The organism is Kumtagia ephedrae, from assembly GCF_003012745.1.
Classification (GTDB): domain Bacteria; phylum Pseudomonadota; class Alphaproteobacteria; order Rhizobiales; family Rhizobiaceae; genus Kumtagia; species Kumtagia ephedrae.
Genome location: NZ_PXYK01000056.1, coordinates 1 through 11,290, shown reverse-complemented (window position 1 = coordinate 11,290; position 11,290 = coordinate 1). Strand labels below are relative to the sequence as shown.

Here is an 11,290-nt window from a genome sequence, read left to right as displayed (position 1 = left end):
AAATGCAGAGCTAGCGGACGGGCAAGAACGCCGGCGGGGCGCGGGTCACCGCGCCACGTACTTTACTTAGAGAGGCTCGGCCCCGCGCCCCGCTTCCCGCACTTTCCTTTCAATGGCCAGACTGCGATGCAGGGCGTGGTGAGGATGGAGCTTGGCTACAGGGGACAGTTTACTTTCTTTCGGCAGAAAGGCCGTAGCAGTCCAGACGTCGCGCGGGCCGAAAAAAGGTAACTGTCCCCGGCGCCCGCGCTCGTTCCAGCCGTCGCGCAGACCATGCGGCAGCGTCCCAGGTGCCTCCACGCCGGCGCATCACAAACGCTATGGCTTTTGTGCGGGAATTGCCCTATATGCGCGCCATCGCATGCAAACGAGCGATGAAAACGGCCCCTGCTGGACGACATCCCGGCTGTGGGCGTCCCGTTTCCTCCAACCATCAAGGAAAAACGCGATGTCGATCACTGCTGATCGCAAGAAAGAACTGATGACGGAATACGCGACCAAGACCGGCGACACGGGTTCGCCGGAAGTGCAGGTCGCCATCCTGTCGGAGCGGATCAAGAACCTCACCGAGCACTTCAAGGGCCACGTGAAGGACAACCACTCCCGCCGCGGCCTGCTTGCTCTGGTGTCGCAGCGCCGTCGCCTGCTCGACTATCTGAAGGGCAAGGACGAGGGCCGCTATTCGACGCTGATCGAGAAGCTCGGCCTGCGCCGCTGACGAACTGACCGGCGGGCCTTCCCTCGAAGGTCCGCCGGTCGCGCATTCGGGCATGCGCCAGGCGCTGCCCGCGGAGCGCGACAGGCCGAAGCGGCCCTGGCGCTCCACCGGCCCGATCCCACAGGCAGGATCGGAGCCGCCCATGGACCGGTCATGGGGCAGGATTGCAGGATGCCCGGAGGCGCCCGACGATGCGCCGACGATCCGGACCTCCCGCTGTCTTGCCCGTGGCTCGTCCGAACCGAAGCCAATAGGGGAGGCGCTGCCGGCGGAAGCCGACGCGGCGCCGCCCGCACAGCAAGGACAAGACATGTTCAATCATCACAAAGTAGAAATCGAATGGGCCGGCCGGCCGCTGATCCTCGAGACGGGCAAGATCGCCCGCCAGGCTGACGGCGCCGTGCTCGCCACCTACGGCGAGACCGTGGTTCTCGCCACCGTCGTCTCGATGAAGGAGCCGAAGCCCGGCCTCGACTTCTTCCCGCTCACCGTCAACTACCAGGAAAAGACCTATGCGGCCGGAAAAATCCCCGGCGGCTATTTCAAGCGCGAAGGCCGTCCGAGCGAGAAGGAGACGCTGGTCTCCCGCCTGATCGACCGCCCGATCCGCCCGCTCTTTGCCGACGGCTACAAGAACGACACCCAGATCGTCGTCACCGTGATGCAGCATGATTTGGAAAACGATCCGGACGTTCTGGCGATCGTCGCCACGTCGGCCGCGCTCACGCTCTCGGGCGTTCCCTTCATGGGTCCGATCGGCGGCGCCCGCGTCGGCTATATCGGCGGCGAGTACAAGCTCAACCCGCATATCGACGAGATGGGCGAGTCGAAGCTCGACCTCGTCGTCGCCGGCACGGGCGAGGCGGTCCTGATGGTCGAATCCGAGGCGCAGGAGCTGCCCGAGGACGTCATGCTCGGCGCCGTCATGTTTGGCCACAAGGGTTTCCAGCCGGTCCTCGACGCGATCATCCAGCTCGCCGAGCTGGCCGCCAAGGACCCGCGCGATCATGTCGTTCCGGACCTGTCCGAGCTCGAATCCACCATGCTCGGCCTGATCGAGGACGAGCTGCGCGCCGCCTACAAGAACACGGTGAAGCAGGAGCGCTACGCCGCCGTCGACGCCGCCAAGGCCAAGGTGAAGGCGGTGCTGCTGCCGGAAGGCGCGGAGGAGACGAAATGGTCTGCCGAGCAGGTCGGCTCGGTGTTCAAGGAGCTGCAGGCCAAGATCGTCCGCTGGAACATCCTCGACAGCGGCAGCCGCATCGACGGCCGCGACCTGAAGACCGTCCGCAAGATCGTCTCGGAAGTCGGCATCCTGCCGCGCACCCACGGCTCGGCGCTGTTCACGCGCGGCGAAACGCAGGCCATGGTGGTGGCGACGCTCGGCACCGGCGAGGACGAGCAGTATGTCGACTCGCTGACCGGCATGTACAAGGAGACCTTCCTCCTCCACTACAACTTCCCGCCCTACTCCGTCGGCGAGACCGGCCGCATGGGCTCGCCGGGACGCCGCGAGATCGGCCACGGCAAGCTCGCCTGGCGCGCCATCCGTCCGATGCTGCCGACGGTCGAGCAGTTCCCCTACACGCTGCGCGTCGTCTCGGAGATCACCGAATCGAACGGCTCGTCGTCGATGGCGACCGTGTGCGGCACCTCGCTGGCGCTGATGGATGCCGGCGTGCCGCTGGCGAAGCCGGTGGCCGGCATCGCCATGGGCCTGATCAAGGAAGGCGAGCGCTTCGCCGTGCTGTCGGACATTCTCGGCGACGAGGACCATCTCGGCGACATGGACTTCAAGGTGGCCGGCACCTCCAACGGCATCACCTCGCTGCAGATGGACATCAAGATCGCCGGCATCACCGAGGAGATCATGAAGGTGGCGCTGGACCAGGCCAAGGGCGGGCGCCAGCACATCCTCGACGAGATGGCCAAGGCGCTGTCGGAAGGCCGCAAGGAGCTCGGCGAGTTCGCGCCGCGCATCGAGGTCATGAACATCCCGACCGACAAGATCCGCGAAGTGATCGGCTCGGGCGGCAAGGTGATCCGCGAGATCGTCGAGAAGACCGGCGCCAAGATCAACATCGAGGACGACGGCACGGTGAAGATCGCGTCGGCCAACGCCAAGGAGATCGAGGCGGCGAAGAAGTGGATCCACACCATCGTGGCCGAGCCGGAAGTCGGCGAGATCTACGAGGGCACCGTGGTCAAGACCGCCGACTTCGGCGCCTTCGTCAACTTCTTCGGCCCGCGCGACGGCCTCGTCCACATCTCGCAGCTCGCCAGCGATCGCGTGCAGAAGACCACCGACGTCGTCAAGGAAGGCGACAAGGTGTTCGTCAAGCTCATGGGCTTCGACGAGCGCGGCAAGGTCCGCCTGTCGATGAAGGTCGTCGACCAGAAGACCGGCAAGGAACTCGCCCGCGAGAAGAGGCAGGACGGCGAAGAAAACGCCGCCTGATCGGGCGCTGCATCTGGACTCGAGACGGGCGCGGTGAAAGCCGCGCCCGTTTTAATATGAACGATCGAGCCAGCGGAAAAGACGTCGAGGGGGTTTTCATGACCGGGCGACGTAGGGTGTCAGGCCCTCAGACATTGGCATTCTTCGCATGAAGAAGGCCCTCAAAACCCTGCTCCACCCCTTCGAGGCGGATGCTATCCCGGTACCTGGCAACGGCCAGCGCGTGCTCTTCCTCGGCGCGGAACCGGGTTTTCGGCCGCCGTCGGACTTCTCGACGGACATCGTCGCCATCCAGGGTTTTCGCCCGCTCCATCTCGCCCTGCAACGCGAGGGCCGCACCGTCCACCCCGCTCCCGAGGGAAGCGATTTCGACGCGGCGCTGGTGCTCGCCGGCCGCCACCGCGGCGAGAACGAGTTGCGCATCGCCGAAGCCATCACCCGCACCAAGCCCGGCGGATTGATCGTGGTTGCCGGCAGCAAGGATGACGGCATCGCCAGCCTGCGCAAGCGGATGGATGGTCTGGCGGCGATCGACGATCATCTGTCGAAGTATCACGGCGTCGCGTTCTGGTTCCGGCGAACGGAAGCGGCCGCAAACGCCGCCAGCGTTCTTCGCGCCGCCAATCCGCCGACGCTGGTCGAAGGCCGTTTCCGCACCGCGCCCGGCATGTTTTCGCACGACCGCATCGACCCCGCCTCAAAATTGCTCGCCGAAAGCCTGCCCGACAATCTTTCCGGCCATGTCGCGGATTTCTGTGCCGGCTGGGGTTATCTCGCAGCCGAAGTCGCCGCGCGCTGCGCGCGGGCCAAATCGATCGACCTCTACGAGGCCGATTTCGCCTCGCTCGAGGCGGCAAAGGCCAATCTGGCGGAGATCGCCGTCCCGACCCGCTTCTTCTGGCACGACCTCGCCGGCGAGCCGGTTTCGGAGCGCTACGACGCCATCGTCATGAACCCGCCCTTCCACACCGGCCGGCAAGCCGAACCGTCGCTCGGGCAGGCGATCATCAAGACGGCCGCTGCCGCGTTGAAATCGGGCGGACGGCTTTTTCTGGTCGCCAACCGCCAGCTTCCTTACGAAAGAACGCTGGCAGACGTGGTTTCGGAGTTCAAGGAAATCGCCGGCGACAGAACCTTCAAGGTGATCGCCGCGCGGCGGTAAGTCATTGCCCGGCGTCGCTCCGCTTCAGCTCGTCCAGCGTCGGCATCGAGACGATATGGTAGCCGGAATCGACATAGTGGATCTCGCCGGTGACGCCCGACGATAAATCCGACAGCAAATAGAGCGCAGAGCCGCCGACCTCATCCAGCGTCACGGTGCGCCTGAGCGGCGAGTTGCGCTGCTGGTAGGAAAACATGTAGCGGGCGTCGGAGATGCCGGCGCCGGCCAGCGTGCGCACCGGACCGGCGGAGATGGCGTTGACGCGGATGCCGCGCGGGCCGTAGTCGTTGGCGAGGTAGCGGACGCTCGCCTCCAGCCCGGCCTTGGCGACGCCCATGACGTTGTAGTTCGGCATGATGCGCACCGAGCCGGCATAGGTCAGCGTGACCATCGAGCCGCCCTCCGTCATCAGCGCGGCGGCGTGGCGTGCCACCTCGGTAAAGGAATAGCAGGAGATCACCATGGTGCGGATGAAGTTCTCGCGGCTGGTGTCGGCGTAGAGGCCCTTCAGCTCGTTCTTGTCGGAGAAGCCGATGGCGTGGACGATGAAGTCGAGCCTGCCCCATTCGTTGCCCAGCGTCTCGAAGACGCTGCTGACCGAGGCACTGTCTTCCACGTCGCAGGACAGCACCAGCGAGGTGCCCACCTTGTCCGCCAGCGGCCTCACCCGGCGGCCGAAGGCCTCCCCCTGATAGGTGAAGGCGAGCGACGCGCCGTGCTCGGCCAGCTTCTGCGCGATGCCCCAGGCGATCGAATGATCATTGGCGACACCCATGACGAGGCCGCGCTTGCCTTGCATAAGTGGGGTCATCGTGAAGGGTCCTTGATGAATAGAGCGAATAGGGAGTAGCGAATAGCGAATAGAATCGCGAATCTACTCGCTATTCGCTACTCCCTATTCGCTATCCACTAATCGCTCAGTTGTATCGCTGGAACACCAGCGTCGCGTTGGTGCCGCCGAAGCCGAACGAGTTGGACAGCACGGCATCGATCTTGGCGTTGTCGATGCGCTTGCGCACGATCGGCATGCCCTCGAATTCCGGATCGAGGTTTTCGATATGGGCGCTCTCGCCGATGAAGCCGCCCTGCATCATCAGGATGGAATAGATCGATTCCTGCACGCCGGCGGCACCCAGCGAATGGCCGGTGAGCGACTTGGTCGAGGTGATCGCCGGCATCCTGTCGCCGAACACCTCGCGGATCGCCGCCATCTCGCGCGAATCGCCGACGGGGGTCGAGGTGCCGTGGGTGTTGATGTAGTCGATCGGGCTCTCGACGGTGGCAATCGCCTGCTTCATGCAGCGCACCGCCCCCTCGCCGGAGGGCGCGACCATGTCGTAGCCGTCCGAGGTGGCGCCGTAACCGACGACCTCGGCATAGATCTTCGCGCCGCGCGCCCTGGCATGCTCGAGCTCCTCCACCACCAGCACGCCGGCGCCGCCGGCGATGACGAAGCCGTCGCGGTTGACGTCATAGGCGCGCGAGGCGGTGGCGGCGCTGTCGTTGTATTTCGACGACATGGCGCCCATGGCGTCGAACAGGTTCGACATGGTCCAGTCGAGGTCCTCGTGGCCGCCGGCGAAGATGATGTCCTGCTTGCCCCACTGGATGAGCTCGTAGGCGTTGCCGATGCAGTGCGCCGAGGTCGAGCAGGCCGACGAGATCGAATAGTTCACGCCGTGGATCTTGAACCAGGTGGCGAGCGTCGCCGAGGCCGTCGACGACATCGCCTTCGGCACGGCGAACGGTCCGATGCGCTTCGGGCTGTTGTTCTTCAACGTGGTCTCGGCTGCCTCGACGATGGTCCTGGTCGACGGACCGCCGGAGCCCATGATGATGCCGGTGCGTTCGTTGGTGATGTCGCTCTCTTCCAGCCCGGCATCGGCAATCGCCTGGGTCATGGCGACATGGTTCCAGGCGCCGCCCTTGTGCAGGAAGCGCATGGCGCGGCGGTCGACAAGCTCCGTCGGGTCGAGCGTCGGCTTGCCCCACACCTGGCACCTGAAGCCATGCTCGGCGAAATCTTCGGAACGGGTGATCCCGGATTTCGCGTGGCGCAGGGAGTCTTCCACTTCCGCGGCATTGTTGCCGATCGAGGACACGACACCGAGGCCTGTCACAACGACTCGTCTCATACTGCGCTCCTCGTATTGTCTTGGCGGCGTCCGTCAGGCAGCAGGTTGCTTGGCGAGGCCGACTTTCAGGTCGGATGCCGCATAGATGGGTTCGCCATCGGCCTTCAACCAGCCATCCGCGATGCCGAGCACCAGACGACCGCGCATCACCCGCTTGAAATCGACGCCGTATTCGACCTTCTTGACCGAGGGCGTGACCATGCCCTTGAACTTCACCTCGCCGGTCGACAGCGCCATGCCCTTGCCGGGCTCGCCCAGCCAGCCGAGGAAGAAGCCGGTCATCTGCCACATGGCATCGAGGCCGAGGCAGCCGGGCATGATCGGATTGCCTATGAAATGGCAGCCGAAGAACCAGAGGTCCGGCTTGATGTCGAATTCGGCGCGGATGAAGCCCTTGTCGAAGGCGCCGCCGGTCTCGCTGATCTCGGTGATGCGATCGAACATCAGCATCGGTGGATAGGGCAGCTGCGCGTTACCGGGACCGAACAGCTCGCCGCGTGCGCAGGCCAGCAGGTCTTCGTAGTTGTAGCTCGATTTCGCCACCGCAGTCAGGTCTCCGCGCTCAGTTTCGAAGTCCGGCGCCCGGCCGCACCCCTGCATCCGGCCCGCACCGCTATCACGAAGCGTTTCAGGCCAGAAACTCGACGTTAGCGCTTATCCTGCCGGCCCCGCCCGGTCAATGCGCTGTCGGCTCCGGACACATGCCGGAGCGCCCGCGGAAGCGGCGGATGCGCGTTTTTTCACCGCAAACCTTGACCACCCCCGGAATCGCCGGGAACCTTGCATTCGCGGCTCGATCAACCCCGCCGCATCGGACTGCGGGCGTCGGTGCGGCCACCCGGCCAGCTTCCGTCGGCCCACATGGAATCGAGGGCGACGCGGTAATCCGGATAGCGAAAACCATAGCCGGCCTGGCGCATCAGCGCATTGGAGACGCGTTTGTTTTCGCCGTAGAAGGAACGCGCCATCGGCGTCAGCTCGGCCGTTTCGAACGGAATTTCGGGCGGCGGCTCGACGTCCATTTTCGCGGCGGCATAGGCCACAACGTCCTGCGGCGGCGCCGGCAGGTCGTCGGTGACGTTGAAGACACCGCCGAGATCGCGCTGCGCAAGGTGCCAGAGCGCGCCGGCGATATCGGCGACGTGGATGCGGTTGAACACCTGGTCCTTTTTGACCAGCCGCCGCGCCGTGCCGTCGCGCAGGTTGACGAAGGTGTTGCGGCCCGGCCCGTAGATGCCGGACAGCCGCAGGACGGCGACAGGCAGGCCTCCTTTTTCGCGCCCGAGCGCCAGCCAAGCCTGCTCGGCTTCCAGCCGAAGGCGCGAGCGCGCCGAGACCGGCCGGCATTCGGACGCCTCGTCGACCCAGGCGCCCTTATGGTCGCCATAGACGCCGACGGTCGACAGGTAGCCGATCCAGGCAAGCCGCGGCATCTTTTCGCGAAGGAGATCGCCGAACAGGTTGAGAACCGGATCGCCGCCCTCGTCCGGCGCAATGGAGACGATCAGGTGGGTGGTATCAGCCAGGGCGCCGGCGATCTCGCCGGAGATGCTGCTGCCGTCGAACCGCAAGGGCACGATGCCGGCCGCTTCCAGGGCGCCGAATTTTTCGGCCGACCGCGTCGTGCCGGCGATCGCGATCCCGGCGTCGGGCCTCGCGGCGGCGAATGCCTTTCCGGAATAGCCGGCGCCGAAGATGAAGATGTTCATGCAGTCTCCGAAGATGACGGAACGGGGGACGGGCGCGCAGGAACGGCGCCGGGATGCTGCTCGTCAGGCGTCTTCGACCTGACGTTCCGCAGCCTCGACCGCCGCCCGCAATTCGTCAAGCACGAGCGGATCGGCGTCGGTCCTGTCCCGCATGAGCTCCAGCAGGACTTCAGCCTTCAGAAGCCGGCTCAGGGCCCAGACCGCGGCGGCGCGGACCAGCGGCGAGGCATCGTCGAGCAGGCCCGTGCATGGCGCGATCAGCGAAGCGTCGTCAGAATTGCCGGCTGCGACCAGCACGTTGCGCAGGAATCGATCCCGGCCGATGCGCTTGACCGGCGAGCCGGAGAACAGCGTGCGGAACGCCGCGTCGTCGAGCGCCAGCAGGTCGGCAAGCTTGGGCTCGCGCAGGTCCTCGCGCGCCCGGAGCTTGGCCTCGGAGGCCTCGCGCGCGAACTTGTTCCAGGGACAGACGGCAAGGCAGTCGTCGCAGCCATAGATGCGGTTGCCGATCTTCTCGCGAAATTCGCGCGGGATCGGCCCCTTGTTCTCGATGGTCAGGTAGGAGATGCAGCGGCGCGCGTCGAGCCGGTAGGGGGCCGGAAAGGCGTCGGTCGGGCAGGCGTCGAGGCAGGCGCGGCAGGAGCCGCAATGGTCGGTCTCCGGGCGGTCGGGGGCGAGCGCGGCAGTGGTGAAGATCGTGCCGAGGAACAGCCAGGAGCCGTGCTCGCGACTGACCAGATTGGTGTGCTTGCCCTGCCAGCCGATGCCGGCGGCCTGCGCCAGCGGCTTCTCCATGACCGGCGCAGTGTCGACGAACACCTTCACGTCGCAGCCGGTCCTGGCGGCGAGCTTGCCGGCGACGCCCTTCAGCCTGCCCTTGACGACGTCGTGATAATCGCGGTTCTGCGCATAGACGGAGATGGCGGCGCTGTCCTTCTGCTCCAGCACGGCCAGCGGATCATGTGCCGGGCCGTAGTTCATGGCCAGCATGACGATCGAGCGCACCTCCGGCCACAGCGTGCGCGGATCGCCGCGCCTGGCGAGCTTCTCCTCCATCCACGCCATCGAGCCGTGGAGGCCCTGGCGGACGAAATCGGCCAGCCGTTCCGCCGCGAGCGGAATCGCGTCGGGGGACGTCACGGCAACGCAATCGAAGCCGGCAAGTTTCGCCTCGCGCTCGAGGAAGCGGCGGACGGAGGCCGGAGCCTCAGAAGTCGAGGTCCGCATAGTGGGACACCGGCGACAGGCCGCGCACCCGGTCGTTGAGCAGCGACCGGAAGGACGGCCGCGACTTCATGCGCGTATACCATTCGCGCGCCGCGTTGTGCTCGCGCCAGTCGATCTCGCCGAGATAGTCGAGCGTCGAGATGGCGGCGGCGGCGGCAAGATCGGCATAGGTCAGGCGCGTGCCCGCGAGCCAATGGCGGGTGCCGGCCATCCAGTTGATGTATTTGAGGTGTTGGCGGATGTTGGCGCGCGCCGCGCGGATCGCCGCCGAATCGGGCGCGCCGCCGCCGAGCGTGTCCGGCATCATCGGCTTCAGCACGCGCTCGCGCACCAGATGCCGCGTCACCTCGCTTTCCATCTTGGTGAGGAACCAGTCGACGAGGCGGCGGATCTCGGCGCGCTGCATCGGGTCCTCGGCGAACAGCCGGCGCTCGCGCTTGAGCACGCCGCGCGTCTCGTCGATATATTCGCTGATCACCTGCGCGCCGACGATCGGCACGTCGCCTTCCGCCAGCAGCACCGGCAGCGAGCCGGCCGGGTTGAGCGACAGGAACTCCTTGCGCCGGGTCCACGGCTTCTCCTCGATCAGCGCCAGCTCCTCGCCATATTCGCCGAAGGCGAGGCGGACGAAACGGCACGAGGCGAGCATGGGGTGATGAAAAAGCGTCAGCATGGTCCTGCGAGGATTGAACGGACTGGCGGAGTGAGGTCTGCGCGGATAGAAGCGTCGCCGGCCTTCGTCAACAGGGCGTTAAGGCGCAAGACCTATAGGAGGGTTGCCGCGCCGTGACAAGCAACCGCATCGCTTGAAGCCGGGTGCGCGACTCAGATAGTGCCACCCGAACCGCCTTCGCCGGCTTCGCTCCTGGCGCCGAGCCGGAACACCATCGAAGAATGTCCTGACGCGCACCGGAAACCGTTCATGGAAAACCAGACGATCGTCGACGCCCTGATGCTCGGGCTGCTCGAGGGCTTGACGGAATTCATCCCGGTCTCGTCCACCGGCCACATCCTGCTCGCCGGCCATTTCCTCGGCTTCCAGTCGACCGGCAAGGCCTTCGAGGTGCTGATCCAGCTCGGCGCCATCCTCGCCATCCTGTCGGTCTATTCGGCGCGCCTGCTGAAGATCGCCGCCGCGCTGCCGCACGATCCTTCGGCGCGCCGCTTCGTGATCGGCATCCTCATCGCCTTCCTGCCTGCCGCGGTGATCGGCGCGCTGGCGCACGGCTTCATCAAGTCGGTGCTGTTCGAGACGCCGAAGCTGATCTGCATCATGCTCATCCTCGGCGGACTGGTGCTGCTTGCCGTCGACCGCATGGCGCTGAAGTCGCGCTACGACAAGGCGATGGATTTTCCGCTGTCGCTCTGCCTGAAGATCGGATTTTTCCAGTGCCTCGCCATGATCCCCGGCACGTCGCGTTCGGGCGCCACCATCGTCGGGGCCCTGCTGATGGGCGCCGACAAGCGCTCGGCAGCGGAATTCTCCTTCTTCCTCGCCATGCCGACCATGGCCGGCGCCTTCGCCTACGATCTCATGAAGAACCGCGACATCCTGTCGGCGGCCGACCTGCCGATCATCGCGACCGGCTTCGTCGCGGCGTTCGTCATGGCGGTCATCGTCGTGCGCTACCTGCTCGACTACGTCTCGCGCCACGGCTTTGCCCTGTTCGCCTGGTGGCGGCTGATCGTCGGCACGCTCGGGCTGGCGGCGCTCTACGCGTTCGGGTGAGCTTCTTCTCCCGCTGGCGGGGGCAATCGCATATGAGTTGTATCGGAGCGGCAGACAACTCTGCGTCGTCATGTATGGACGGCCCCGCTTGGGCAAGAGGCAAATGGCAGTTACGGCGCAAGTCTGGAGCGGTCATGTATTCGGCCTTTGAT

Annotated in this window: 10 protein-coding genes; 4 read left to right on the top strand and 6 right to left on the bottom strand. The window is 65.7% G+C overall.

The genetic code is table 11. The features are described 5' to 3' along the window. The first annotated feature begins 448 nt into the window (after positions 1-448). The 3 genes from rpsO to C7I84_RS29035 all read left to right on the top strand — a co-directional run bounded on the left by rpsO (position 449) and on the right by C7I84_RS29035 (position 4,338). The gene (gene rpsO / locus C7I84_RS29045; protein ID WP_106775697.1) at positions 449-718 is read left to right on the top strand and encodes a 30S ribosomal protein S15; all 270 of its coding nucleotides are present in this window, start codon (positions 449-451) and stop codon (positions 716-718) included. A 310-nt stretch (positions 719-1,028) separates the two neighbouring features. Next, a complete protein-coding gene (gene pnp, locus C7I84_RS29040) occupies positions 1,029-3,176 on the top strand; it encodes a polyribonucleotide nucleotidyltransferase (protein ID WP_106775696.1) in 2,148 nt (715 codons plus the stop codon). Positions 3,177-3,324: 148 nt separating this feature from the next. After that, positions 3,325-4,338 carry a class I SAM-dependent methyltransferase gene (locus C7I84_RS29035; protein WP_106775695.1) on the top strand — a complete coding sequence of 338 codons (1,014 nt, stop codon included), beginning with the start codon at positions 3,325-3,327 and terminating at the stop codon, positions 4,336-4,338. Between the two features lies 1 nt (position 4,339). Here the strand turns inward: C7I84_RS29035 and fabI are convergent, their stop codons facing one another. The 6 genes from fabI to C7I84_RS29005 all read right to left on the bottom strand — a co-directional run bounded on the left by fabI (position 4,340) and on the right by C7I84_RS29005 (position 10,082). After that, the gene (gene fabI / locus C7I84_RS29030) at positions 4,340-5,149 is read right to left on the bottom strand and encodes an enoyl-ACP reductase FabI (RefSeq protein WP_106775694.1); all 810 of its coding nucleotides are present in this window, start codon (positions 5,147-5,149) and stop codon (positions 4,340-4,342) included. A gap of 106 nt (positions 5,150-5,255) precedes the next feature. Beyond that, positions 5,256-6,473: a beta-ketoacyl-ACP synthase I gene (gene fabB / locus C7I84_RS29025; protein WP_106775693.1), complete on the bottom strand. Its 1,218-nt coding sequence runs from the start codon at positions 6,471-6,473 to the stop codon at positions 5,256-5,258. Positions 6,474-6,506: 33 nt separating this feature from the next. Continuing rightward, positions 6,507-7,073 (bottom strand): 3-hydroxyacyl-[acyl-carrier-protein] dehydratase FabA, encoded by a 567-nt coding sequence (gene fabA, locus C7I84_RS29020; protein WP_165816258.1) that lies wholly within the window; start codon positions 7,071-7,073, stop codon positions 6,507-6,509. A 197-nt stretch (positions 7,074-7,270) separates the two neighbouring features. Next, positions 7,271-8,182 (bottom strand): SDR family oxidoreductase, encoded by a 912-nt coding sequence (locus tag C7I84_RS29015; RefSeq protein ID WP_106775691.1) that lies wholly within the window; start codon positions 8,180-8,182, stop codon positions 7,271-7,273. A gap of 63 nt (positions 8,183-8,245) precedes the next feature. Then, positions 8,246-9,409, bottom strand: coding sequence for a tRNA epoxyqueuosine(34) reductase QueG (gene queG / locus C7I84_RS29010; protein ID WP_106775690.1), 1,164 nt, complete (start codon positions 9,407-9,409; stop codon positions 8,246-8,248). Next, the gene (locus tag C7I84_RS29005) at positions 9,390-10,082 is read right to left on the bottom strand and encodes a glutathione S-transferase family protein (RefSeq protein ID WP_106775689.1); all 693 of its coding nucleotides are present in this window, start codon (positions 10,080-10,082) and stop codon (positions 9,390-9,392) included. The genes queG and C7I84_RS29005 overlap by 20 nt, the downstream gene beginning before the upstream one ends. A 249-nt stretch (positions 10,083-10,331) precedes the next feature. Between C7I84_RS29005 and C7I84_RS29000 the strand changes: the two genes are divergently transcribed. Further along, positions 10,332-11,138: an undecaprenyl-diphosphate phosphatase gene (locus C7I84_RS29000; protein WP_106775688.1), complete on the top strand. Its 807-nt coding sequence runs from the start codon at positions 10,332-10,334 to the stop codon at positions 11,136-11,138. The last annotated feature ends 152 nt before the right edge of the window (positions 11,139-11,290 follow it).

Bases quoted from the DNA above. Each gene is read 5' to 3' on its own strand.
- rpsO (WP_106775697.1), top strand. From the start codon at position 449: ATGTCGATCACTGCTGATCGCAAGAAAGAACTGATGACGGAATACGCG.
- pnp (WP_106775696.1), top strand. From the start codon at position 1,029: ATGTTCAATCATCACAAAGTAGAAATCGAATGGGCCGGCCGGCCGCTG.
- C7I84_RS29035 (WP_106775695.1), top strand. From the start codon at position 3,325: ATGAAGAAGGCCCTCAAAACCCTGCTCCACCCCTTCGAGGCGGATGCT.
- fabI (WP_106775694.1), bottom strand. From the start codon at position 5,149: ATGACCCCACTTATGCAAGGCAAGCGCGGCCTCGTCATGGGTGTCGCC.
- fabB (WP_106775693.1), bottom strand. From the start codon at position 6,473: ATGAGACGAGTCGTTGTGACAGGCCTCGGTGTCGTGTCCTCGATCGGC.
- fabA (WP_165816258.1), bottom strand. From the start codon at position 7,073: ATGCAGGGGTGCGGCCGGGCGCCGGACTTCGAAACTGAGCGCGGAGAC.
- C7I84_RS29015 (WP_106775691.1), bottom strand. From the start codon at position 8,182: ATGAACATCTTCATCTTCGGCGCCGGCTATTCCGGAAAGGCATTCGCC.
- queG (WP_106775690.1), bottom strand. From the start codon at position 9,409: ATGCGGACCTCGACTTCTGAGGCTCCGGCCTCCGTCCGCCGCTTCCTC.
- C7I84_RS29005 (WP_106775689.1), bottom strand. From the start codon at position 10,082: ATGCTGACGCTTTTTCATCACCCCATGCTCGCCTCGTGCCGTTTCGTC.
- C7I84_RS29000 (WP_106775688.1), top strand. From the start codon at position 10,332: ATGGAAAACCAGACGATCGTCGACGCCCTGATGCTCGGGCTGCTCGAG.